At 70.7% G+C, this 21,750-nt stretch carries 24 protein-coding genes; 14 read left to right on the top strand and 10 right to left on the bottom strand.

The annotated features are described in order from the left end of the window. Positions 1–53 precede the first annotated feature (53 nt). Together ABZ070_RS15735 and ABZ070_RS15740 are read right to left on the bottom strand one after the other, a co-directional pair. Entirely contained in the window at positions 54–863 is an 810-nt protein-coding gene (locus ABZ070_RS15735) for an SAM-dependent methyltransferase (RefSeq protein WP_356634021.1), read from the bottom strand. Positions 864–1,028: 165 nt separating this feature from the next. After that, complete coding sequence (locus tag ABZ070_RS15740) at positions 1,029–1,934, bottom strand: LysR family transcriptional regulator (RefSeq protein ID WP_356634023.1); 906 nt, start codon at positions 1,932–1,934, stop codon at positions 1,029–1,031. Between the two features lie 118 nt (positions 1,935–2,052). On the opposite strand from ABZ070_RS15740, the gene ABZ070_RS15745 reads away from it, so the two are divergent. Beyond that, entirely contained in the window at positions 2,053–2,757 is a 705-nt protein-coding gene (locus tag ABZ070_RS15745; RefSeq protein WP_356634025.1) for a type 1 glutamine amidotransferase domain-containing protein, read from the top strand. Between the two features lie 36 nt (positions 2,758–2,793). Here the strand turns inward: ABZ070_RS15745 and ABZ070_RS15750 are convergent, their stop codons facing one another. Beyond that, positions 2,794–3,216 (bottom strand): VOC family protein, encoded by a 423-nt coding sequence (locus tag ABZ070_RS15750; protein ID WP_356634027.1) that lies wholly within the window; start codon positions 3,214–3,216, stop codon positions 2,794–2,796. Positions 3,217–3,417: 201 nt separating this feature from the next. Between ABZ070_RS15750 and ABZ070_RS15755 the strand changes: the two genes are divergently transcribed. Beyond that, positions 3,418–4,236 carry a VOC family protein gene (locus ABZ070_RS15755; protein ID WP_356634090.1) on the top strand — a complete coding sequence of 273 codons (819 nt, stop codon included), beginning with the start codon at positions 3,418–3,420 and terminating at the stop codon, positions 4,234–4,236. Positions 4,237–4,257: 21 nt separating this feature from the next. Further along, the gene (locus tag ABZ070_RS15760; protein WP_356634029.1) at positions 4,258–4,929 is read left to right on the top strand and encodes an HAD family hydrolase; all 672 of its coding nucleotides are present in this window, start codon (positions 4,258–4,260) and stop codon (positions 4,927–4,929) included. A gap of 27 nt (positions 4,930–4,956) precedes the next feature. On the opposite strand, the gene ABZ070_RS15765 is transcribed toward ABZ070_RS15760, so the two are convergent. Beyond that, positions 4,957–5,994 carry an NAD-dependent epimerase/dehydratase family protein gene (locus tag ABZ070_RS15765; protein ID WP_356634031.1) on the bottom strand — a complete coding sequence of 346 codons (1,038 nt, stop codon included), beginning with the start codon at positions 5,992–5,994 and terminating at the stop codon, positions 4,957–4,959. 185 nt (positions 5,995–6,179) lie between these two features. On the opposite strand from ABZ070_RS15765, the gene ABZ070_RS15770 reads away from it, so the two are divergent. From ABZ070_RS15770 to ABZ070_RS15795, 6 genes are all read left to right on the top strand, one after another. Beyond that, positions 6,180–6,866: a HemK2/MTQ2 family protein methyltransferase gene (locus ABZ070_RS15770; protein WP_356634033.1), complete on the top strand. Its 687-nt coding sequence runs from the start codon at positions 6,180–6,182 to the stop codon at positions 6,864–6,866. An 88-nt stretch (positions 6,867–6,954) separates the two neighbouring features. Then, complete coding sequence (locus ABZ070_RS15775; protein WP_356634092.1) at positions 6,955–7,101, top strand: CDGSH iron-sulfur domain-containing protein; 147 nt, start codon at positions 6,955–6,957, stop codon at positions 7,099–7,101. 6 nt (positions 7,102–7,107) lie between these two features. Further along, positions 7,108–8,127 carry an iron-containing redox enzyme family protein gene (locus ABZ070_RS15780; RefSeq protein ID WP_356634035.1) on the top strand — a complete coding sequence of 340 codons (1,020 nt, stop codon included), beginning with the start codon at positions 7,108–7,110 and terminating at the stop codon, positions 8,125–8,127. Positions 8,128–8,304: 177 nt separating this feature from the next. Further along, a complete protein-coding gene (locus ABZ070_RS15785; protein WP_356634037.1) occupies positions 8,305–8,559 on the top strand; it encodes a DUF5133 domain-containing protein in 255 nt (84 codons plus the stop codon). 65 nt (positions 8,560–8,624) lie between these two features. Next, on the top strand, positions 8,625–9,866 hold the full coding sequence (locus ABZ070_RS15790; protein ID WP_356634039.1) for an aromatic acid exporter family protein: 1,242 nt from the start codon (positions 8,625–8,627) through the stop codon (positions 9,864–9,866). A 23-nt stretch (positions 9,867–9,889) separates the two neighbouring features. Next, the gene (locus ABZ070_RS15795) at positions 9,890–11,380 is read left to right on the top strand and encodes an MFS transporter (protein ID WP_356634041.1); all 1,491 of its coding nucleotides are present in this window, start codon (positions 9,890–9,892) and stop codon (positions 11,378–11,380) included. Between the two features lie 83 nt (positions 11,381–11,463). Here ABZ070_RS15795 and ABZ070_RS15800 read toward each other — a convergent pair whose 3' ends face one another. Then, positions 11,464–12,156 carry a GAF and ANTAR domain-containing protein gene (locus tag ABZ070_RS15800; RefSeq protein WP_356634043.1) on the bottom strand — a complete coding sequence of 231 codons (693 nt, stop codon included), beginning with the start codon at positions 12,154–12,156 and terminating at the stop codon, positions 11,464–11,466. A 121-nt stretch (positions 12,157–12,277) separates the two neighbouring features. On the opposite strand from ABZ070_RS15800, the gene ABZ070_RS15805 reads away from it, so the two are divergent. Continuing rightward, positions 12,278–13,477: a PAS domain-containing protein gene (locus ABZ070_RS15805; protein WP_356634045.1), complete on the top strand. Its 1,200-nt coding sequence runs from the start codon at positions 12,278–12,280 to the stop codon at positions 13,475–13,477. Here the strand turns inward: ABZ070_RS15805 and ABZ070_RS15810 are convergent. The 4 genes from ABZ070_RS15810 to ABZ070_RS15825 all read right to left on the bottom strand — a co-directional run bounded on the left by ABZ070_RS15810 (position 13,458) and on the right by ABZ070_RS15825 (position 16,106). Further along, positions 13,458–14,246, bottom strand: coding sequence for an RNA polymerase sigma factor SigF (locus ABZ070_RS15810; RefSeq protein WP_356634047.1), 789 nt, complete (start codon positions 14,244–14,246; stop codon positions 13,458–13,460). The two genes, ABZ070_RS15805 and ABZ070_RS15810, sit on opposite strands and share 20 nt — an antisense overlap. Before the next feature lie 165 nt (positions 14,247–14,411). Continuing rightward, positions 14,412–15,164 (bottom strand): metallophosphoesterase, encoded by a 753-nt coding sequence (locus tag ABZ070_RS15815; protein ID WP_356634049.1) that lies wholly within the window; start codon positions 15,162–15,164, stop codon positions 14,412–14,414. After that, a complete protein-coding gene (locus ABZ070_RS15820) occupies positions 15,161–15,415 on the bottom strand; it encodes a BON domain-containing protein (protein ID WP_356634051.1) in 255 nt (84 codons plus the stop codon). Before ABZ070_RS15820 ends, ABZ070_RS15815 begins: the two co-directional genes overlap by 4 nt. Further along, positions 15,402–16,106: a nucleotidyltransferase family protein gene (locus ABZ070_RS15825; RefSeq protein ID WP_356634053.1), complete on the bottom strand. Its 705-nt coding sequence runs from the start codon at positions 16,104–16,106 to the stop codon at positions 15,402–15,404. Before ABZ070_RS15825 ends, ABZ070_RS15820 begins: the two co-directional genes overlap by 14 nt. A gap of 277 nt (positions 16,107–16,383) precedes the next feature. Between ABZ070_RS15825 and ABZ070_RS15830 the strand changes: the two genes are divergently transcribed. Further along, on the top strand, positions 16,384–16,782 hold the full coding sequence (locus ABZ070_RS15830) for an STAS domain-containing protein (protein ID WP_356634055.1): 399 nt from the start codon (positions 16,384–16,386) through the stop codon (positions 16,780–16,782). Positions 16,783–16,796: 14 nt separating this feature from the next. Continuing rightward, the gene (locus ABZ070_RS15835) at positions 16,797–17,249 is read left to right on the top strand and encodes an ATP-binding protein (protein WP_356634057.1); all 453 of its coding nucleotides are present in this window, start codon (positions 16,797–16,799) and stop codon (positions 17,247–17,249) included. Here ABZ070_RS15835 and ABZ070_RS15840 read toward each other — a convergent pair. After that, positions 17,212–18,111 (bottom strand): SigB/SigF/SigG family RNA polymerase sigma factor, encoded by a 900-nt coding sequence (locus ABZ070_RS15840; protein ID WP_356634059.1) that lies wholly within the window; start codon positions 18,109–18,111, stop codon positions 17,212–17,214. The two genes, ABZ070_RS15835 and ABZ070_RS15840, sit on opposite strands and share 38 nt — an antisense overlap. 153 nt (positions 18,112–18,264) lie before the next feature. On the opposite strand from ABZ070_RS15840, the gene ABZ070_RS15845 reads away from it, so the two are divergent. Both ABZ070_RS15845 and ABZ070_RS15850 read left to right on the top strand, forming a co-directional pair. Beyond that, positions 18,265–18,663 (top strand): ATP-binding protein, encoded by a 399-nt coding sequence (locus ABZ070_RS15845; protein WP_356634061.1) that lies wholly within the window; start codon positions 18,265–18,267, stop codon positions 18,661–18,663. A 147-nt stretch (positions 18,664–18,810) separates the two neighbouring features. Then, positions 18,811–21,750 carry a HAMP domain-containing protein gene (locus ABZ070_RS15850; protein ID WP_356634063.1) on the top strand — a complete coding sequence of 980 codons (2,940 nt, stop codon included), beginning with the start codon at positions 18,811–18,813 and terminating at the stop codon, positions 21,748–21,750.

Raw genomic sequence — 21,750 nt, forward strand, 5'->3', positions numbered from 1 at the left:
GCTTCTCGTGAGCGGCGCACCGGGCGTCTTCGTCGACCAGGAGCGTGCGGGCGTTACGGGAGGCGCGCGACGCCGCCCCACTCGATCCATTCGTCGGTCTGCTGCACCGGCGCGAGGTCGTTGTCCGGACGCCAGGTCGAGACCTCGACCAGGCCCGGCTCGAGGATCTCCAAACCGTCCAGGTAGCCGGCGACCTCGTGTTCCTCGCGCACCCGTCCCCAGTGGTTGTCCGTCGCCTCGGCCATGAAGTCGGTGACGAACTTGCGGATCTCGGGCCGGTCGCTGACCAGCTGACAGACCACCAGGAAGCTGCCGGGCACGAGCCGTTCGGCGACACGACGAACGAGTGCGGCCGGGTCGTCCTCGTCCGGAATGCAGTGCATCACCGATACGAAGAGAGCGGCAACCGGCTGGCTGAAATCGATCAGCCGCTGAGTCTCCTCGTGGCCGAAGATGCCGTCGGTGTCGCGCATGTCGGCCTGGATGACCGTGGTGCGGTCGTTCTCGTCGAGCAGAGCGCGGCCGTGCGCGAGCACGATCGGGTCGTTGTCGACGTAGACGACCCTGGACTCGGGATCGACCGCCTGCGCGACCTGGTGGACGTTGTCCTGGGTCGGCAGACCGGAGCCGTGGTCGATGAACTGGCGGATCCCGTACTCGCTCGCCAGCAGACGCACCACGCGCCGCAGGAAGCGGCGGTTGTTGACCGCGAGAGTCTTGGTGCTCGGGACCTGCTTCAGCAGCTCCTCACAGGCGTCGCGGTCCGACTGGTAGTTGTCGTCGCCCCCCAGGAAGTAGTCGTACATACGCGCCACGCTGGGCACTTTGGTGTCGATGGCGTCGGGGCGCCACGAGCTCTGCATCCAGTCCTCACCCGCGTCGATGGAGATCCGGTCAGTGGGAGCAACATGCTAGGGAGAGCCGGGTCGGCGGTACAGGTGATCGGCCGGCGGAGCCTGCTGACACGTCGGCTTTCGGCCATGGCGCGGCGTCCCAACTTCCCCTTACTCCCCATGGGTTGCAGATGATCAGAGCGCGCCCCAGGAGTGGGCCCGCGTGCGCAGATGGTCATGCACGAGGGCCAGCGGAGGGTGGACGAGCGCACCCGTGCGAGTGGCCAGGTACAGCGTGTTGAGCGGGGGAGCGGCGGGCTCGTGGAGCAGTTCGACCGAGCCCGCGGAGAGGGCGGACTCGGCGAGGTAGCGGGGCAGCGCGCTCACGCCCGCACCGGCGATCACGGCGGCGAGCACCGCCCGCAGGTCGGGGACGATCACGGAGACGGTGTTCGGCGGACGGCGGCCGAATTCGCTCAGCCAGTAGCGGCGCACGATCGGCAGATCGTCCGCGTAACCGACCAGGGGGAGATGGGCGAGGGCGTCCACGGGGTCGTCGGCCAGCCGGGCGGTGTCGACGCTGCGGGCGAGGTTCGGCGGTCCCACGAGGACGAACTCCTCGTCGACGAGCACGGTCGCCGCGATGTCCTGCTGTGTGGGCCGTATGGCGGACACGACCAGGTCCACCCGCCCGGCGGAGAGCTCACGGAGCAGCTCCCCGGCGAGGCCCAGCGTCACATGGATCCGCAGCCCCCGGGTGGTCAGCGGAGAGAGCGTGGGAAGCACGCGCATCGCGATCAGCTCGCCCGGCCCCGCGATCCGTACGGTCCCCACGTGGGCCGGTCCCGCTCCCGACGGAGACAGGGCCGCCCGCAGCTCGTCGAGGTGGGTACCGACGCGCGCGGCCAGGTCGGCGGCGTGGGCCGTCGGGGTGACGCCCCTCCTGGAACGGACGAAGAGCTGCTCGCCCAGCTGTTCCTCGAGCCGGGCCAGCTGGCCACTGACGGCGGGCTGGGTGAGGCCCAGCCGGTCGGCGGCGGCGGACACCGACCCGCAGCGGTAGATCTCCACGAAGGTCGCCAGCAGATCCAGTCCCGGCACGCAACACCCATTCCATAAGGGAACTTATGACGCTCATGATGCCCGGGGATGGGAGGCGGTCAAAACTGGCGTTGTCCGCATCGAAAGCGAACACCTCACGCGAAGTTAGGACCACTCCATGTCCAAGATCCTCATGGTCGTCTCCGGCGCCGACAGCCTGACGCTGTCCGACGGCACGGTTCATCCCACCGGCTACTGGGCCGAGGAAGTCGCGGCGTCGCACGAGGTGCTGCGCGCGGCGGGCCACGACGTGACCATCGCGACGCCGGGCGGAGTCCGTCCGACGGTGGACCCGATCAGCCTCGACGAGCGCGGTGGTGTCGAGGACGCCGACGCCAGGCGTTTCCGTGCGTACCTGGAGACGATCGACGCCGACCTCGCCGCGCCGGCCGACCTCGCCGACGCGTCCGCCGGCGACTACGACGCGGTGTACATCCCCGGCGGCCACGCGCCGATGGCCGACCTCGCCGTGAACGCGGACCTCGGCCGGCTGCTGCAGGAGGCCCACGGCCGCGGCACGATCGTCGCGGCGCTCTGCCACGGCCCCTCGGCCCTGCTCAGCGCCGTCGGACAGGACGGCGCCTTCGTCTTCGACGGGCGCCGGCTGACCGTGTTCAGCAATGAGGAGGAGCAGCAGGGCGGCCTCGGGGACAAGACGCCCTACCTCGTCGAGTCGCGGCTGCGCGAGCTCGGCGCGGTCGTCGACCCGGGCCCGGCGTGGGGGAGCAAGGTGGTCGTGGACGGCAACCTCATCACCGGCCAGAACCCGCAGTCGAGCGCGGACACCGCCCGACGCGTGGTGGAGGCGCTGGAATCCCGCTGACGATCACGGGACAGGGCCCGGCCGGGCCCTGTCCCGTCACTCTCCCGACTCCTGGAGTCGTGGCTCCGTCTTGGCCGGTGCGGGGGACGCCGCGAACGAGAACGAGTGTCCGGCCGGATCGGAGTAGACGCGTTCCTCGTGCGGTCCGCCCCGGTGGCTGCTGTCGACCGGCCGGGCCCCGAGCCCGACCGCCTCGCGCTCCGCCGCGTCCAGATCGTCGCGGGCGACCAGGATGCGCAGGTGCGCCTGTTGAGAGTCCTCCGGTCGCGGCCAGCTGGGCGGCGCGTACCCGTGATCGCGGCGCATCGCCAGATGCACGCCGCTGTGCCCGGTCACCTCCACGAAGTCGGGATCGCTGCCGACGCGTACCTCCGCGCCGAGCAACCCGGCGTAGAACTCGGCCAGTTCCATGGGTTCGGCGGCGTCGAGGACAAGGACGCTGGTCTTCTGAACGGTCATGCAGTCCAGCTACCCCCGGCCGCACCGGCCATACGGAGCCGGGCCGGCCGGCCCCTGACAGGGGTGGTTACAAACGCCGTCGGCGGGGAACTCGTGTCGTCGTGCTCACGCACGGTCACCACCGCGTTCGCTCCCCGGCCTCCGGGGGAGGAACATGGAAGCCGCACCCGCGTGAATCGCCCCCTACCGCCGGACGTGGTGATGAACGAGAAGACCCCGGCCCAGACCGTCGGCGCCGCATCGTCCGCCGCGGTGTTCGGCGCGCCGTGCTGGGTCAGCCTCATGGCCCGTGACCTCCAGGAAGCCCAGAACTTCTACGGCGCCGTGCTCGGCTGGCGGTTCCGCAGAGGCAGACTGGGCGACCAGTTCAGAGTCGCCGTCGTCGACGGAGCGCCGGTCGCCGGCATCGGTTCCCTGGCGCCCGCACTGACGGTCGCCGTCGCCTGGACGCCCTATTTCGCCGTCGAGGACGCCGACAGGACGGCGGGCCGCATCAGGGAGCGCAGCGGCACCGTGGCGGTGGGGCCGCTGGCCCTGGCCATGGGACGCGGTGTACTGGCGGCCGACCGCGACGGCGCGGTCTTCGGGCTCTGGGAGGGCGAGCTCATGCGCGACTGGCCGGCGTGGCGCGACAAGGCACCCGCGTGGATCCGCCTGCTGGCCAAGGACGCCTTCGAATCGGCGATCTTCTACGGCGAGGTGCTCGAGTGGGCGTCCGGCCGCGCGGGCTGCTGCGACGTGAGCTACCTGGAGGGCGCGGTCGTACTGCACCGTGAGGGACGGGTGCTCGCCAGGCTCACCTCGGGCGCCGACGGCACGGCGGCCAATCCACTGCTGCATCCGCGCTGGCACGTGCACTTCGCCGTCAAGGACCTTCAGGAGACGATGCGGACGGCCGACCGGCACGGCGGCACCGTCCTCGGCGAGCGCTCCACCTCGCACGGCGCGGAGGCCACCCTGCGGGATCCCGACGGCGCCATCTTCACCGTGACCGCCACCGACAACGCCGTACCGGAGTAGCCACCGGAAGGATCTTCGCCCATGGAACGCGCCGCTGTGTTCGATGTCGACGGCACGCTGGCCGACACCAACCACCTGCACGTCACCGCTTGGTGGGAGGCCTTCCGCCAGGCCGGACACCGCGTGCCCATGCACCACATCCACCGCTCCGTCGGGCTGGCGGGCCATGACCTCATCGCTCATCTGCTGGGGGACGACCGCGACACGGACCAGGACGGCACGATCAAGGCCGCGCACCAGGCCCTGTACGCCACGTACTCCGACCGTCTGCCCGCCTTCGACCGGGCAGGGGATCTGCTGCGCGCCCTGGCGGGCGACGGGTGGACGGTGGTGCTGGCCACGTCGGCGGGCGGCCCCGAGCTCGCGGCGCTCAGGAAGGCGATCGACGCCGACGACGCCATCAGCGCGACCGCGAGCTCGGACGACGTGGACCAGGGGAAACCGGCCCCCGAACCCGTGGAGCACGCTCTCGAGCTCGCCGGTGTCCCCGCCGGTAACGCCCTGTTCGTCGGCGACACGGTGTGGGACATGCAGGCGGCCTCGCGGGCGGGGGTGCGCTGCGTGGGACTGCTGTGCGGCGGCATTCCGCGTACGGCTCTGGAGGCCGCGGGGGCGGCGGCTGTCTACGACGACCCCGCGGATCTGCTTGCCGGGCTCGCCACCAGCCCGTTCGCCGAGCCCCTCCTGCCGTAGCGGGGCCCGCGAGGCGGTGGGCGCGGCTCAGTGCGCCAGGTGCCCGACGAGCGGGGGAGTCGGCTCGCCCGATCCCTTCCGCACTCCGCGCAGGAACTCCTCGACCGCCGCCGTCGCGGTGTACCGGGGCTGCCATTCCAGCTCTTCCCTCGCCCGAGCGGCGCTCATCACCGGCATACGGGTCAGCGCGTCGAACAGATGCGGAGACGCGGGCACCGCGTGCACCCTCCAGGCCGCCGACACCGCGGCGTGCACCGCCCTGCGCGGTACCCGGACCACGCGGGCCCGGAGCAGCTCGCCGAGGGTCTGCGCGTCGATCACCGGGTCGGCCGCGAGATTGAACGCGCCGCGGGCGTCGAGGAGGACCGCCATCAGATAGGCCTGCGCCGCGTCGTCCGTGTGCAGTACCTGGAAGCGCAGGCCCTCGAGGTCGGGCACGAAGGGCAGCAGCCCGGGCCTGATCAGCGGTCCGGGCAGGAACCGGCCCGCGAAGATCCGGCGCTGTTCGCTGGCTGCCCCCTCCTTGAACAGGAAGGCGGGACGCATGCGTACGACCCGTATCTCCGGGTGCTGCTGCTCGTAGGAGTCGAGCACCCGTTCCAGATAGGCCTTCTCGCGGCAGTAGGCCGCGGCCGGCCAGCCGTGGGTGGGCCACGACTCGTCGACGCCCGGGCCCGTCTTCGGTCCGGGCGCGTACGCGCCGACGGACGAGGCGTGCACGAGTACCGGCACACGGGCTGCGGCGACCGCATCGAAGAGCCTCAGTGACCCGAGGACGTTGGTCCGCCAGGTGGTGACAGGGGAGTGGGTCGGCTGGAAGCGCCAGGCGAGGTGGATCACCGCGTCGGCGTCCTCGAGATGCCGGACGAGCACCTCTTCCGCGTCCTCGCCGGCCAGATCGACGGCGGCCCAGGCCGCTCGGGAGACGGCGAGGTCCGGAACGCGGCGTGCGAGACCCAGGACCGAGGCGATCCGCGAGTCCCCGGACAGTGCCCTCATCACGCTCGTGCCGACGTTCCCGGTCGCTCCTGTGACCACGACCCGCAGGCCTGTCTTCGCGCTCATCGGCTGCTCCGGTGGGTTCCCGCGACGGTACGGCTTCTGGACCTGCCGTGGGGGCCAGGCCCAGACCGGGTCCCCGGAGCCGTTCGGCCGAAACGGATGAAATTCGCCTAAGCGGGCACCCGCTGATCAGCAACTTGCCGGGCGCCTCGAGGAGGCCGCCGGCACCGTCTGCCGAAGGAGCATGAATGCCCAGTCTGCTGGGATCGGATCGGGGATACGGCGCGCTCGTGCTCGCTCCGGGCGTGTACGTGCCGCAGGACGACACGTTCCTTCTCGCTGACGCGCTCGATCGCGAGCCCCGATTGCAACCCGGCGCGGAGGTGCTCGACGTCGGCACCGGCACCGGAGCGCTGGCCCTGGCCGCCGCCCGGCGCGGTGCCAGGGTGACCGCGATCGACAGGTCCTGGCGCGCCGTGGTCGCCACCCGGATCAACGCGGCCCTCAGCCGCCGCCGGGTGCGGGTCCTGCACGGCGACCTGCTCCGCCCGGCCGCGGGCCGCCGCTTCGACCTGATCGTGTGCAATCCGCCGTACGTCCCCGCCCCGCAGCTCCGGCCACCCCGCCGGGGCGCCGCCGTCGCGTGGGACGCCGGACACGACGGCCGGGCCGTGCTCGACCGGATCTGCGACGGCGTGGCCGAACTGCTGCGTCCGGGGGGCGTCCTGTTGCTGGTGCACTCGGCGCTGAGCGGCGTGACGCCCACCTTGCAGCGGCTGGAGCGGGCCGGGTTCGACGCCGCCGTCGACCAGCGGCAGTACGTCCCCTTCGGGCCGGTGCTGCGTTCGCGCGCGGACTGGCTGGAGCGCCGCGGGCTCATCGCTCCCGGCGAGGAGAAGGAAGAGCTGGTGGTCATCCGTGCCGAACGGACCTGAGGGAACGTCGAACGGGCCTGAGGCACGCCAGCCGAGCGGCCCCGAGGGCCGGGAGCCCCGCCGCGTGACCGTGACCAAAGAGGGACCGATGCTGATCGAGGGCCCCGTGGAGGTCGTCCTCGACGACGGGAGCACCGTGCGGTCCGACCGGTTCACCGTGGCCCTGTGCACATGCCGCCGCAGCCGTACGTATCCCTGGTGCGACACCAGCCACCGCCGACGCAGCAAGAGGTGAACGCGAATGACGAAGCCCACTCCGGGTGCGCAGGCCACCACACCCGCCGCGGGCGAACTGCCGCACGCCCGTGGCGAGCTGTCGCAGGGCGTGCTGGAGGCTTTGCGCGGCCCCGTCGGCGGCCCGCTGCCGCACCTCGACGCCGCACGGCGCGCCGATCCGCTCGGCGACGACCTGCAGCTGGCCCTCTACCTCTGCTACGAGCTGCACTACCGCGGCTTTCGCGGTGTCGAACCGGCCTGGGAGTGGGAGCCGGAACTGCTGCGGCTGCGTGCGGTGATGGAGCGGCGCTTCCTCGACGAGGTGCGCGACCGGGCCGCGGGTCACGCCGATGTGTACGACGCACTGGACGAACTGCTCGTAGAGCCCGTCGACGGCACCGGGGTCTCGTACTTCCTGAAGGACGAGGGCGAGCTGTGGCAGCTGCGAGAGTACGCCGCCCACCGCTCTCTGTACCACCTCAAGGAGGCCGACCCCCACGCCTGGGTCATCCCGCGGTTGCGGGGCAGGGCCAAAGCGGCCTTTGTGGCGGTGGAGTTCGACGAGTTCGGCGGCGGGCACGCCGAACGGGTGCACGCCCGGCTCTTCGCCGAGCTGATGACGGACCTCGGCCTCGATCCCGCATACGGGAAGTACATCGACGCCGCCGCCGCACAGATGCTCGCCAACGTCAACCTGATGTCGCTCTTCGGACTGCACCGCGTCCATCGAGGCGCTCTGGTGGGGCACTTCGCCACGGTGGAGGTCACATCGTCCCCCGGTTCGCGCCGGCTGGCCGAAGCCATGCGCCGCACCGGGGCGGGACCCGCAGCCGAGCACTTCTACGCCGAGCACGTGACGGCGGACGCGGTGCACGAGCAGATCGTGCGCAGGGACGTCATCGGCGGACTGCTGGCCGACGAGCCGGAGCTGGCGTCCGACATGGCGTTCGGCATCGCGGCCACCACGTGTCTCGAGGACCGGCTCACAGACCACCTTCTGGGCGCCTGGCGAACGGGTGCTTCGAGCCTGCGGACCCGGCTGTGAGAACGGAAGAGACGCGTGCGAGATGGGCTGTTCCGGCGTGCCGCGAGCACTCCCCATATCAACGATTACCTAGAGTAGCCAGCTGTGTGGCGGGCAGGGCCGCTCCGGTTCACAATGAGGCACCGGACGGACGTCGCTCCGCCGTGTGCAGGGGGCCGCAGAAACCGGGAGACCACAATGCTGATGCCCGACACGAGTGTGATCACCAGGCTGATTGCCCGCTACCGGGCGCAGGAACATTACGTCCTCTCCGCTCCCCACGACGACTCCGCCCGGAGGCGGTTCGAGGACACGGCCTACACACTGTGCGTGCTGATGTGCGAGCGCACGGCACGCGAAGCCGTGCTCGCGGCCGAGCACTACGTACACCGTCGTCTCCGGCCCGCCGCGACGACCGTGGGCGAAGGTGCGGCGGCGGCCGGCGGGCGCTGACCCCGTTTCCGTGCACATCGATACACCGATTCACGGAGTCCGGGTGGGGACGGGGAAGGACGAATGTGCCTGAGGTTCGGACATGGCTACGCGAGCCGGTGGCCGGCATCGTCCGCCGGCACAACGAGCCGGCGGTGGTGCAGACCTTCCGATCCACCGCGGCGGCGACCATCTCCTACGTGGTCGCCCTGCACCTGATCGACAGCCCCGCACCCCCGCTCACCGCGCCCCTGACCGCGCTCCTCGTCGTCCAGGTCACCCTTTACTCGACCCTGACGACCGGTGTGCGCCGGGTCAACTCCGTGGTCGTCGGCGTGCTCATCGCCATCGGATTCAGCGCGCTCGTCGGGCTGAGCTGGTGGAGCCTCGGACTGATCATCCTGGCCTCCCTGGTCATCGGAAGATTCGTGCGCGTCGACGAGTTCGTCCCCGAGGTCGCGATCAGCGCCATGCTCGTCCTCGGCGTGACCCAGGTGACCGACACCGCCTGGGACCGGGTCCTCGAAACGCTCATCGGCGCTGTCGTGGGGCTGCTGTTCAACGTCCTGTTCGTGCCGCCGGTCTGGGTCGAGGCCGCGGGGGAGTCGATCGAGGACCTCGGGCGCCGAATGCGGCGCCTGCTGCTGCGGATCGGCGAGGAGCTGACGAGCCCCACCCCGGTCGAGCGGGCGGCCGCCCGGCTGCACGAGGCCCGCAGACTCGACAACGACATCGCCGACGTCGACGCCGCCCTGCGCCAGGCCGAGGACAGCCTCCGGTTCAATCCGCGCGTCAAGGAAGGGCTGTTGCACCGCATCGTGCTGCGCACCGGCCTCGACACGCTCGAGATCTGCGCCGTCGTCCTGCGCGTACTCGCCCGCACCATCACCGACCTCGCCAAGGAACGCAGGGAGGAGGACCTGTTCAGCCACGAGGTCGGCGTCGCGCTCGAGGAACTGCTGGCCCACGTCGCCGACACATTGGTGAGCTTCGCCGTTCTCGTCACCACACAGACCAGCGAGAGCGCCGACGCCGCGGAGGAACGGCTCACGGGGGAGCTCGCCGCCGCCCGCACCAGCCGCGACAAGGCCGCAGACCTGCTGCTCCGGGACGTCCAGCGCCTGCCGCGCCACTGGCAGCTGCACGGCGCGCTGCTCACCGAGGTCGACCGGATCCTCGACGAACTCGACATGGACCACCGGTCGCGGCGCCTCATGGAGGAACTGGACCGTCATACACGGGAACGGCGTGAGAAGCGCCCGCGGTTGTCCGCGCTCCGCGACTGGCTCTGGGGCCGGACCCCGCGTCGAGGGAGCCCCGTCCGCTGAAACCGGCCAGTCAGGAGGAACGTATGAGTCACACCTCGGACGCCGAGACGGGAACCATCACCACCAAGGTTCCGGCGCGACTTGACCGGCTCCCCTGGTCGCGCTGGCACTGGATGATCGTCATCGGCCTGGGCACCGTGTGGATCCTCGACGGTCTCGAGGTGACCGTCGTCGGCAACATCGCCAGTCGGCTCTCCGAGGAGGGAAGCGGGCTGCCGATCACGGATGCCCAGGTGACGGGCACGGCTGCCGCGCTCTACGTGGCGGGCGCCTGCTCCGGAGCCCTGTTCTTCGGCCGGCTCACGGACCGGTACGGCCGAAAGAAACTGTTCCTCATCACGCTCGCCGTCTATCTCGGCGCGACCGCGCTGACGGCGGTCTCCTTCTCGGTCTGGTGGTTCTTCCTCTTCCGCTTCCTCACCGGCTTCGGCATCGGCGGCGAGTACGCGGCCATCAACTCGGCGATCGACGAACTGATCCCCAGCAAGTACCGGGGCCGGGTCGACCTCATCATCAACGGCAGTTACTGGCTCGGAGCCATGGGTGGTGCCCTGCTCTCCGTCGTGGCCCTGAACACCGACATCTTCGCGATCAACATCGGCTGGCGGCTGACGTTCGCCCTCGGAGTCGTCCTCGGCCTGGTGATCCTGCTGGTGCGGCGGCACGTCCCGGAGAGCCCGCGCTGGATGTTCATCCACGCCCGCGCGGAGGGCGCCGAACGACTCGTCGACGACGTGGAGCGCCAGATCGAGGAGGAGAAGGGAGAACGGCTGCCGGAGCCGGAGACCGCGATCACCATCCATCAGCGGCGCAGCATCGGATTCATCGAGATCGGGCGGACCCTGTTCCGCGCCTACCCCAAACGCGCCACGCTCGGCTTCTCCCTCTTCATCGGACAGGCGTTCCTCTACAACGCGATCACCTTCGGCTTCGGCTCGATCCTGGTGAGGTTCTTCGGCGTGTCCAGTGGGAGCACGGGCTACTTCTTCGCCGTCATCGCCTTCGGCAACTTCCTCGGACCGCTCCTCCTCGGCCGCCTCTTCGACACCGTGGGACGCAGGCCGATGATCGCCGGCACGTACATCCTGTCCGGGCTGCTGCTCTTCGGGACCGCGTGGCTGTTCGGCGCCGGCGTGCTGAACGCCACGACAATGACCCTGTGCTGGTGTGTGGTGCTCTTCTTCGCCTCGGCGGGGGCCAGCTCCGCCTATCTCACCGTCAGCGAGATCTTCCCCATGGAGACCCGTGCCATGGCGATCGCGTTCTTCTACGCCATCGGCACCGCGGCCGGCGGCATCTCCGGGCCCCTGCTCTTCGCCGAACTGACGGCCAGCGGCGTCGTCTCCGACGCCGTGCTGGCATTCTGCGTCGGAGCGGGGCTGATGGTCGCGGCCGGGGTCGTGGCGGTCTTCTTCGCCGTGGCCGCGGAACGCAAATCTCTCGAGGACATCGCCACGCCGCTGTCCGTCGCCCCGGCGAAGAGCCACGCCACCCCTGGCGCCTCGGCGGGGTGACCGGGACACCGGACGCGTGCCGTCGGCCGAGCCCCGGAGGTGTCGGCCGACGGCATGCGCCCGGTGAGCCCGGTCCGGCGTGGTCACTTCAAGGGCTGCTGCCGCTTCAGTCCGTGGCCCCGGCTGCGCACGATCTCCTCGGCGACCGCGCTCAGCTTGCGGTTCGACCGCTGCGAGAAGCGTCGCAGAAGATCGAAGGCCTCCGCGGGGCCGCAGCCGAGCGCGTGCATCAGGATGCCGCTCGCCTGGTCGATGACGGCGCGGGAGTCGAGCGCGGTCTCGAGCTGGTTCACCTGGGCGAGAGCCGCCCGGTAGAAGTGGTCACGGACCAGCCCCTGGGCGAACTGCTCGCCGAGCACGATCACCGGGTGGTGGGCCAGGTGCGCGAAGGTGCCGGGGTGGAAGCTGTAGAGACTGAGCGTCATCTCCACGTCGCCACGGCGGAAGGGCATGGTGACGCTGGAACGGATGCCCGAGTCGAGGGCCGCCGCGCGGTACTCGGGCCAGCGCTCCTCGCCGAGAAGGTCGGCGGCGGCGACGGGTTCGCCCGAATTCAGGGCGCTGGACGTGGGGCCATCACCCGAGTCGAGCTCGACAGAGATCAGCGCGGTCAGGTCGGGATGGGTGGCGGCGGCGCGGCGCTCGGACGTGCCGTCGGTGACTGTCGTGGCGGCGCCGCAGCACGTGTCCACACAGCGCATCGCCGCTTCCGTGAAGTCCGACAGGTCGCGTGCCGTGGCGGCGGGTTCCATGCTGAGATCCGGCGGGGGCAACATGCGGTCGTCCTCCTTCGCACAGGCGGTTGCCCGGCCCCCGCCGCGGCAAACCCCCTGGCCGGAGGCAGTGACCCGGCAGTACCGCCGCACCGCGGCCGCCGGGTCGGATAGGTTCTCTCGTATGGCGCAGACGGATGAGTTCGGCGACGATCTTGAGGACTTCGTCCGCCGGGTGGGCGAACTGAGGGCCGCGCGGGGGCTGCCCACCGACGAGCAGCAGACGCTGCTGGACGCCGCGCTCTTCGAACTCCAGCACGTCGCGGAGACACTCTGGCCGAAGTACGAGCGGCTCGCCACCCAGGGCCCGGCACGGGCCTCGGCCGACCGCTCCGAGCTCCAACTGCTGCGAGCCCTCTTCCAGCGGCTGCCGCTCCCTGTGGCCCTCATCGAGGGCGACACCGTCGTCCGGCGGATGAACCTCGCCGCCACGGACCTGACGGGTGTGCGGGCCGGGTACTCCGCCGGCCGCCCCTTGGCAGGACTGCTCAGACCCGGCGACCGCGCCGCACTGCGGTCGCAGGCGGCGGCCGTGGTCCGTGGCGAAGGGCCGCGCAGTCTGCGGGTGCATCTGCAGCAGCGGCCGCAAGAGGCCCTCAGGGCCACCCTCACCGCGCTGCGCCCGCCGAACGAGCCGCACCCGGCCGTACTCATGGTCCTTCAGACCGAGACGGTCCCCGACGAGAGCGGTGAGGCCTCCTCCGGCAGGGCGGCCGGCCCCGCGTCCGGCCATCCGCGGAGCGCACCGCCCCATCTGCGCCGTGTCGCCGCTCCCGATCTTGCCGAAGCCGCCGGGCACGCGGCCCAGATGGACCTCCTCGACAACATGACGAGGGTCCTGCTCGGCACCCCGCCCGACGACCCGGAAACGGCGCTCGGCGCGGCCGCGGAAGTCCTCGCCGGTCACGGCGCCGACTGGGTGGTCGCCGACCTGGTCACGGACGCCGGTCTGCGGCGTGCGGCGGTCCTCGGCCCGTCCGGTGAGGAGCCGGCCGGCCTCGCGGCCAGAATCATGTCCCAGGACCCGGCGCTCTGCCCGATCGTCGTCGACAGCGCGCGGGACGGGGCGGCGGTGCTTCAGCTGCGCCCGGAGGATCTCGACTGCTTCGGCCGTGACGCGGGGGGCGACTCGGTGCTCGTACAGGCCGGTGTGACGTCGCTGCTGTGCGTCCCCGTCCGGGCGCCGGGTGAGGAAGGAGCCCCGGTGCTCGGGGTGCTGTCGTTGTTCCGCAGCGGGAGCACGCCCGCCTTCTCGATGGCCCAGGCGCGTGCCGTGGACGTCGTGTCCCGGCACGTGGCGCTGGCTATGCGGCGTCGCGCATGACCTCGTTGCGCAGCTGATCGCAGGACCGGCTGATCAGCCGGGAGACGTGCATCTGGGAGATCCCCAGGGTCTGGGCGATACTGCTCTGCGTCATGTCGCGGAAGAAGCGCATGTACAGGATGTTCTGTTCGCGCTCGGGCAGCTTGCGCAGCCCCGGCTTGACCGCCTCGCGGTCGACGAGTACGTCGATGGCGGGGTCGGCGGAGCCCAAGGTGTCGCTCAGCGAGTACCCGTCGTCGGCTCCGGGGAGCTCCGCGTCCAGGGACAGCGCGGTGAACGACTCCAGCGCCTCCAGACCGACCAGCGCGTCCTCCTCGGACACCCCGGCACGCTCAGCGATCTCCGCGACCGTGGGGGCGCGCCCCGAGATCGTCTGGGAGAGGTCCTGGCGCGCGAAGCGCACCCGGTTGCGCAGATCCTGGACCCGCCGGGGCACATGCAGGGCCCACATGTGGTCGCGGAAGTGCCGCTTGACCTCGCCCACGACCGTGGGCACCGCGAAGCTCTCGAACGCGCCGCGTGAGGGGTCGTAGCGGTCGACCGCCTTGACCAGGCCGAGGGCGGCGACCTGTTGCAGGTCCTCCAGCGACTCGCCGCGGTTGCGGAACCGTCCGGCGATCCGTTCGGCCATCGGCAGCCAGGCTGCCACGATCTCCTGGCGCATCTCCTGCCGCTCCGGGCCGTCGTCCAGCTCGGCCAGCCGCTGGAAGGCCGCCGCGGTGTCAGGAGCGTCGGAGTGAGAGTGCTTGGTGTGTGCGAACGTGGGCATGATGTCGCGACTCCCTGAAGGGTGTGGGTGCCGTGCCTGAATCGACTCACCCGAGGAAGACGGCGCGAACAGGACGTCACACGCCCGGAGCATCCGCTCCCACGGGGCGTGCCTCCTGTCCGAAGCACATTTCGCACCTGCCCGGGTCCGGACGCCGGAAACCTCTCACCCGACGGCCGGCAGCTCGATCCGGTCGTTCACCGGCACGTGGTACACGGCGAAGGCGTGCCCGATGACCGGCTGGGCGACGTTGCGCACCTTCACCCCGCCCGCGGTCATGCCGTGCTCGGTGCCGAGATGGGCGTGCCCGTGCACCGCCAGGTCGGCGCCCGTGTCGTCCACCGCCTCCGCGAGCAGATAGCTGCCCAGGAACGGAAAGATTTCCGGCGGCTCCCCGGCCAGCGTGTCGGGAACGGGGGAGAAGTGCGTGAGTGCGATGCGCACCGCGCAGCCCTGCTCCCTCAGATCGGACAGCGACCGCGCGAGGTCGGCCGCGCAGCGGCGGGTGTAGCGGACGAAGGCCTTCATCTCGGGCTCGCCGAACTCTCCCGCGCTGCGGCCCGCGAAACCGCCGCCGAAGCCCTTCGTACCGGCGATGCCGACTTTGGTGCCGGCCACGTCCAGCACCGTGCCCTCGCCCTCGAGGACGATCGCCCCCGCACGCTCCAGCACGGCCGTCACCTCGTCCGCGAGGTCGCTGTGGTAGTCGTGATTGCCGAGAACGGCGACGACCGGCACGGACAGGCCCTTGATCTCCGCGGCCACCACCTCCGCCTCCTCGACCGTGCCGTGCCGGGTCAGGTCCCCGGCGAGCAGCAGCATGTCGGCACAGTCGCCCAGCGTCTCCCAGGCGGGGCGCAACAGGCCGCGGTTGTCCGGGGCCAGATGGATGTCTCCGACGGCGGCTACGCGGATCACTCGAGCTCCTCGGGGCCTTCGGGGGCCGTGGCGCAGGCGACCGTCAGGTCGGCCCGCACCGGAAGCCCGCCAAGTTCGGTTTCTGCGATGCGCACGATCTCGTTCCTGCAGGAGGCCGTGGACACGGTGCCCCACAGGTGCACGTATCCGCCGCGCATGTCGACCTGTACACCCAGCTCGGCGATCTCCTCGTCCGCGAGCCGTTCGCGGAGACGGGCGATGCGGTATTCGGAGGCCTCAGGCTCCTTCATGGGGCACCTCCCGCGCCCGGATGACGTCCAGCCGCTCGAGCAGGTAGAGGAACGCGTCCGGCATGGGTGAGGCCGCGTGGTCACGGCGCAGCCGGTCCCAGTCGACCCGCTCGCGCAGCGCGCGGGCCACCGGCAGCAGGGCACCGAAGTCGCAGTGGTGCTCGGACAGGGCCGTGAGCCGGCTCTCCAGCAGATCAGTGGGGGCGAGCACCGGCATGTGCACCGAGTCGACCGGCAGGACCTCGGCCCGGTCGAGCATCTCCCTGGTGACCGGACGGTGGGCGAGCTCGAAGATCAGGTCGATCTCCTCGCCGTCGGCCCTCGCCTTCACCAGCCAGTCCTCCGGCGGCGAGACGACCTGGATACCGCCCTCGGTGAGGGTCCGCAGCACGCCTTGCGCGTCTTCCCGGCGCAGACAGAAGTCCGTGTCGTGCTGCAACCGGGTGGGGACCCCGTGTGCGTAGGCGGCCACGCTGCCGACCAGGGCGAACGGGTATCCCGACGCCTTCAGCAGTGCGCCCACCCGCTTCGTCGCCTGGAGGATCGCCTGCGTGTGGTCCTGCGGCAGCTCCTCGGGGCCGGTCTGTGCGGCGGGAACCCCGATCGCCGCTTCGACCGCCCCGGCGTTCCCGGCGTTCCCGGCGGACAGATGCAGAGGTCCCGGCCGGGCCGAGTCCTTGGTGTGGTTCATCGCCGGTGCTCCGTCCTGGATCCGTTCGGAGGTGTGAGGGGTGGGTGGTTCGTATACGTGAAGCCTGTGAGGACACGACACGTACCCCGTTGAGGGCAATTGATCCGTGCCGGGGGCTTCGTAGTCTGCCCGGCGAAGAGCTCGGAAGGTGCGAGGGGCGCGGCGGCGTGTGGCGGTGTGTGCGCTGGGTACCCGAACGGCCGCGGGTGGCCGCGACGGCGGCCTCGGGCAAGAGTCGACACTTCGGAACGAGCGAGTCTCGAGGAGGCGAAGGGCCATGGTCTCGGGAGCCACCAGGCGGTCGGAGCAGGAGTCCGTCGCCGGAGGTGAGCGGTTCGGCGTCGCCACCAGACAGCGGGGGGACACCGTTGTCCTCTCCCTCAGCGGCGAACTCGACCACGACACGGCCGAGCCACTCAGGAAGGCCCTCGACCAGCATGTGCGGGCCGGCGCCGCACGGATCCTCGTCGACTGCGGGGATCTGCGCTTCTGCGACTCCACGGGGCTGAACGTCCTGCTGCACGCCCGGCTGGCCGCCCAGGAGACGGACGGGCACATCGAACTCGCGGCTCTGCGGCCGCCGGTGGACCGCATGTTCGAGATCACCGGAGCGAAGGCCGTCTTCAAGGTGCACGCCGGCGTGGACGAAGCGCTGGCGGACGAGCGAACCACCTGACGGGGAGGTGGCTGATGGGCACGGGCCCCGGTGGCAAGGGGCAGACCCGCCGTCTGGCGCTGTTCGGCACCAAGGGCGTGGTGAGCCGCTGCCGCGACTTCACCGAGCAGGCGCTGGCCGACTGGGGCTGGACGGCAAACGGCCGGGGCGAGGACAACGCCCTCGTCGAGGATGTGCTGTTGCTCGTCTCCGAACTGGTCACCAACGCCTGCCTGCACGCGGGCGGCCCCGAGGAGCTGATGCTCAACCGGTCGGGCGGGCGGCTGCGGATCGAGGTGGCCGACGCGGAACCGCGACCACCCCGGCGACGGCTGCCGAACGAACTCTCCCAGCCCGGCGGCCACGGGCTGATCATCCTCGAGCGGCTCGCGCACCGCTGGGGAGCGGAGCCCCGCGGCAACGGAAAAGTGGTCTGGCTGGAGGTGCGGCTCACTCCTGCGCGGGGGCAGGCGGCGCATCGTCCATGATCCCGGTCCGCAGCTTCGCGAGGATGCGGCCGAGCAGTCGTGACACATGCATCTGGGAGATCCCCAGCCGCGCACCGATCTCCGACTGTGTCAACTCGTCGATGAAACGCAGCGAGAGGATCAGCCGGTCCCGCTCGTCGAGCAGGGCGATCAGGGGCTTGAGCGCCTCCAGGGAGTCCACGATGTCGAAGGCGGGTTCCTCCACTCCGAGGCGGCGCGAGACGGAGTTGAACGCCTCCTCGTCGTTCACCGTGGCGTCCAGGGACTGCGCCGTGTATCCGTTGGACGCGCGCTCGCCCTCGACGACCTCCTCCTCGCTGACGTGGAGGTAGTCCGACAGCTCCGCGGTCGTCGGCCGGCGCCCAAGCTGCTGTTCCAGGACGTCGAGCGCCTTGGCGAGGTCGATGCGCAGCTCCTGGAGCCTGCGTGGTACCCGCACCGACCAGCTGGAGTCACGGAAGTACCGCTTGATCTCGCCGACGACGGTGGGCAGCGCGAACGAGGCGAACTCCACCTCGCGCTCGACCTCGAACCGGTTGATCGCCTTGATCAGGCCGATCGTGCCGACCTGGACGATGTCCTCCATCGGTTCGGCCCGGTTGGCGAATCGCACAGCCGCGAACCTGACCAGGCTCAGATTGAGTTCGACCAGCGTGTTGCGGACGTAGGAGTACTCCGCTGTGCCTTCCTCGAGGACGGCCAGGCGCTCGAACAGTGTGGTCGACAGTGCGCGGGCGTCCATGGGGCTGATGGTCCGCGGATCCGGGATCTCCGGGAGGTCCTCAGGTGCGGCAACCGTGTCGCGGCGGGGCAGCGCCCGTCCCGCGGGCACGGGCTGCTGGATGTGCGCTGAGGTGGACATCAGGCTCCTTCGACGGGGCCGGGGCCGGCGCTGTCGGCTGCAGCGGGGACCGTCGGGCGAGCACTTATGTACTGATAATTCCCCTTCGGGGTGCTTTGAAGCAATTCCTGGGGGCACTGGTCCGGTATGGAACGCGCACCGGACAAACCGGGCATGCTGCAGAGCCGACGCTTCCCGCTCGAGGGAGGCCCGGGTGCGGTGGGCCGGTGCCGTGATCTCACGAGGCGGGTCCTCGACGAGTGGTTCACCCCGACCCGGCCCTCCCGCCGCGTCGCGCTCGACGACGTGCTGCTGCTGGTCTCCGAAGTCGTGACCAACGCGTGCACGCACGGTGGCACTCCGTGCGAGCTGCGGATGGACCGGGGACCCGGCCGGGTCTGGGTCCAGATCAGCGACACCAGCGCCGCCGGGCCCAGGCCGATCGGCCGCCACCGGCCCGCCCGCGCCTTCGGGCACGGCGTCTACCTGCTGGAACGTCTCTCCGCCGAGTGGGGGTGGGTGCGCCGGGGAACGGGCAAGGCCGTCTGGTTCGCCGTCTCGATCCCCGAGTGAGCGCGCCGCCGGGCAGCGCCCGCGCAGCACCCGACGCCGGGGTGTCGTGGGGATGTCCCCGTGCCACAGTGGAGACAGCCGTGGCCGACGCCGCTTGGGCGGTGGACCCACCACGGCGCCGCATGTCACGACAGCGCGAGGTCTGCGATGGACGCGTCCGCCCCTACGCCCGGCCCGCCAACGGGCCGGCCTCCCGCGGAGCTGAGCGAGGAGGGACTGAGGAAGCTGCTGGCCGGCCTCACCGCCGTACGGGACGGCGACCTCTCGGTCCGGCTGCCCTACGACGCCGGTCTCCTCGGTGAGATCGCCGCCATCTACAACGGCATGGTGGAACAGCTCTCCCTGGTGACCGCCGAGGTCACCAGGGTGGCGGGGGAGGTGGGCGGCCAGGGCCTGCTCGGCGGCCAGGCGCGCGAACCGCAGGTCAGCGGCGCATGGCGGGACCTCACCAGCAGCGTCAACACCATGGCCGACAACCTCACGTCGCAGGTGCGGTCCATCGCCCAGGTCGCGACGGCGGTGGCCCGCGGTGACCTGACCCAGAAGATCCGGGTCGAGGCCAGGGGCGAGATCCTCGAGCTGAAGGAGACCATCAACACGATGGTGGACCGGCTCTCTTCGTTCGCGGAGGAGGTCAGCCGGGTCGCCCGCGAGGTCGGCACCGACGGGAACCTCGGCGGCCAGGCCACCGTCCGCGGCGTGTCCGGCACCTGGAAGGACCTGACCGACAACGTCAACTCCATGGCGAACAACCTCACCAACCAGGTCCGCAACATCGCCCAGGTCACCACCGCGGTCGCCCGCGGCGACCTGACCCGCAGGATCGACGTCGACGCGCGCGGCGAGATCCTCGAGCTGAAGACCACCATCAACACCATGGTCGATCAGCTGTCGTCGTTCGCCGCAGAGGTCACCCGCGTCGCCAGGGAGGTGGGCAGCGAGGGCCGGCTGGGCGGGCAGGCGGAGGTCGAGGGCGTCTCCGGGACCTGGAAGCGCCTCACGGAGAACGTGAACGAGCTCGCCGGCAACCTGACCCGCCAGGTCCGCGCCATCGCGGAGGTGACCAGCGCCGTCGCCGAGGGCGACCTCACACGGTCGATCACGGTGGAGGCGCCGGGCGAACTGGGCGATCTCAAGGACAACATCAACGCGATGGTCGAGTCCCTGCGTGCGACCATCCGCGCCAACGAGGAACAGGACTGGCTCAAGACGAACCTCGCCCGGCTCTCCGGACTCATGCAGGGCACCAGGAACCTCACCGCGGTCGCCGAGCTGATCATGGACGAGGTGCCGCCGCTGACAGGCGCCCAGTACGGAGCCTTCTTCCTGGCGGAGGAGGGCGCACAGGGCGTCGAGCTCGTCCTGATCGCCTCGTACGGCGCCCCCGACCCGGATGCTCAGGGGCGCCGTATCCGCCTTGGCCAGTCCCTCGTGGGACAGGCGGCCCGCAGCCGGCGCACCGTCGAGGTCCACGACCTGCCGCCCGGCTACGCGACGGTCTTCTCGGGAACCGGACACGTGGACCCGAGCCACCTGATCGTGCTGCCCGTGGTCCTGGAGGACCAGTTGCTGGGCGTCGTCGAGCTCGCGTCGGTGCGGCCGCCGACCGTCGTCCACCGAGACTTCCTCGACCAGTTCATCGAGTCGGTCGGCATCAACGTCAGCACGCTGATCGCCCACACCCGCACCGACGAACTGCTCGGCCGCTCCCAGCGTCTCACCGTCGAACTCAGCGCACGGTCCAAGGAACTCCAGGCCCGCCAGGAGGAGTTGCAGCGCTCCAACGCCGAACTCAAGGAGAAGGCGGCACTGCTCGCCGACCGCAACCGCGACATCGAGCGCAAGAACCTGGAGATCGAGCAGGCCCGCCAGGAGCTGGAGGCCCGGGCCCAGCAGCTCTCCCGCACCTCGATGTACAAGTCGGAGTTCCTGGCCAACATGAGCCATGAACTGCGCACCCCGCTCAACAGCCTGCTCATCCTGGCCCAGCTGCTCGCCCAGAACCTCGAGGGCAACCTCACGGAGAAGCAGGTCGACTATGCCGAGGTGATCCACTCCGCGGGCTCCGACCTGCTGCAACTGATCAACGACATCCTGGACCTGTCCAAGGTCGAGGCGGGAAAGATGCCCATCCACCCCGCGGAGTTCCCGCTCACCGGGCTGATGGAGCACGTCGAAGCCACCTTCCGCCCCGTCGCCACCGAACGGGAACTCGCCTTCGAGATCACCGCGGAACCGGACGCGCCGCAGTGGCTCACCTCCGACGAGTCCCGCCTCCGCCAGGTCCTGCGCAACCTGCTGTCCAACGCCCTGAAATTCACCGACCAGGGCCGGGTCGAGCTGCGCATCGCCAACGCGAACGAGGAGGAACTGCCCCCCTCCCTGCGGGACTCCGGGCCCGTCGTCGCCTTCAGGGTCCGCGACACGGGCATCGGCATACCGGCCGACCGGCTGGAGAGCATGTTCGGCGCGTTCCAGCAGGGCGACGGAACCACGTCCCGCCACTACGGAGGCACCGGCCTCGGACTGTCGATCAGCCGGGAGGTCGCCCGGCTGCTGGGCGGCGCCCTGGAGGCGCAGAGCACTCCCGGCCGCGGCAGCTGCTTCACCCTCTACCTGCCGGTTCACCGCAAGGGCGGAGCCCAGGCGGAGCCCCGGGAGGAGACCCGGGCCCACGGCGCCGTCGGCCCGCGGGCGAGGAACCCCGTACCCGGGCACACGGTGCTGCTGGTGGACGACGACACGCGGAACGTCTTCGCCCTCACCGAGGTACTCGAGCGCGAGGGCGTGCGGGTCCTGCAGGCGGACAACGGCAGAGCCGGCGTCGAGCTGCTGCGGGCCCACCACGAGATCGATCTCGTGGTCATGGACGTGATGATGGCGGGCATGGACGGCTACGCGGCCATGGCGGCCATCAGAAAGCTGCAGCACGCCGCGGACATGCCGATCATCGCGGTCACCGCCAAAGCCATGCCGGGCGACCGGGCGGAGGCGCTCGCCGCCGGAGCGGACGACTACGTGGCCAAACCGGTCGACGCGGACCACCTCATGGCCAAGATCCGGCGGTGGCTGGAGGAGCGGGGCTGA

Source organism: Streptomyces sp. NPDC006283 (assembly GCF_040613325.1).
GTDB lineage: Bacteria > Actinomycetota > Actinomycetes > Streptomycetales > Streptomycetaceae > Streptomyces.

Bases quoted from the DNA above. Each gene is read 5' to 3' on its own strand.
- ABZ070_RS15735 (WP_356634021.1), bottom strand. From the start codon at position 863: ATGCAGAGCTCGTGGCGCCCCGACGCCATCGACACCAAAGTGCCCAGC.
- ABZ070_RS15745 (WP_356634025.1), top strand. From the start codon at position 2,053: ATGTCCAAGATCCTCATGGTCGTCTCCGGCGCCGACAGCCTGACGCTG.
- ABZ070_RS15750 (WP_356634027.1), bottom strand. From the start codon at position 3,216: ATGACCGTTCAGAAGACCAGCGTCCTTGTCCTCGACGCCGCCGAACCC.
- ABZ070_RS15755 (WP_356634090.1), top strand. From the start codon at position 3,418: ATGAACGAGAAGACCCCGGCCCAGACCGTCGGCGCCGCATCGTCCGCC.
- ABZ070_RS15760 (WP_356634029.1), top strand. From the start codon at position 4,258: ATGGAACGCGCCGCTGTGTTCGATGTCGACGGCACGCTGGCCGACACC.
- ABZ070_RS15765 (WP_356634031.1), bottom strand. From the start codon at position 5,994: ATGAGCGCGAAGACAGGCCTGCGGGTCGTGGTCACAGGAGCGACCGGG.
- ABZ070_RS15770 (WP_356634033.1), top strand. From the start codon at position 6,180: ATGCCCAGTCTGCTGGGATCGGATCGGGGATACGGCGCGCTCGTGCTC.
- ABZ070_RS15775 (WP_356634092.1), top strand. From the start codon at position 6,955: ATGCTGATCGAGGGCCCCGTGGAGGTCGTCCTCGACGACGGGAGCACC.
- ABZ070_RS15780 (WP_356634035.1), top strand. From the start codon at position 7,108: ATGACGAAGCCCACTCCGGGTGCGCAGGCCACCACACCCGCCGCGGGC.
- ABZ070_RS15785 (WP_356634037.1), top strand. From the start codon at position 8,305: ATGCTGATGCCCGACACGAGTGTGATCACCAGGCTGATTGCCCGCTAC.
- ABZ070_RS15795 (WP_356634041.1), top strand. From the start codon at position 9,890: ATGAGTCACACCTCGGACGCCGAGACGGGAACCATCACCACCAAGGTT.
- ABZ070_RS15800 (WP_356634043.1), bottom strand. From the start codon at position 12,156: ATGTTGCCCCCGCCGGATCTCAGCATGGAACCCGCCGCCACGGCACGC.
- ABZ070_RS15805 (WP_356634045.1), top strand. From the start codon at position 12,278: ATGGCGCAGACGGATGAGTTCGGCGACGATCTTGAGGACTTCGTCCGC.
- ABZ070_RS15810 (WP_356634047.1), bottom strand. From the start codon at position 14,246: ATGCCCACGTTCGCACACACCAAGCACTCTCACTCCGACGCTCCTGAC.
- ABZ070_RS15820 (WP_356634051.1), bottom strand. From the start codon at position 15,415: ATGAAGGAGCCTGAGGCCTCCGAATACCGCATCGCCCGTCTCCGCGAA.
- ABZ070_RS15825 (WP_356634053.1), bottom strand. From the start codon at position 16,106: ATGAACCACACCAAGGACTCGGCCCGGCCGGGACCTCTGCATCTGTCC.
- ABZ070_RS15830 (WP_356634055.1), top strand. From the start codon at position 16,384: ATGGTCTCGGGAGCCACCAGGCGGTCGGAGCAGGAGTCCGTCGCCGGA.
- ABZ070_RS15835 (WP_356634057.1), top strand. From the start codon at position 16,797: ATGGGCACGGGCCCCGGTGGCAAGGGGCAGACCCGCCGTCTGGCGCTG.
- ABZ070_RS15840 (WP_356634059.1), bottom strand. From the start codon at position 18,111: ATGTCCACCTCAGCGCACATCCAGCAGCCCGTGCCCGCGGGACGGGCG.
- ABZ070_RS15845 (WP_356634061.1), top strand. From the start codon at position 18,265: ATGCTGCAGAGCCGACGCTTCCCGCTCGAGGGAGGCCCGGGTGCGGTG.
- ABZ070_RS15850 (WP_356634063.1), top strand. From the start codon at position 18,811: ATGGACGCGTCCGCCCCTACGCCCGGCCCGCCAACGGGCCGGCCTCCC.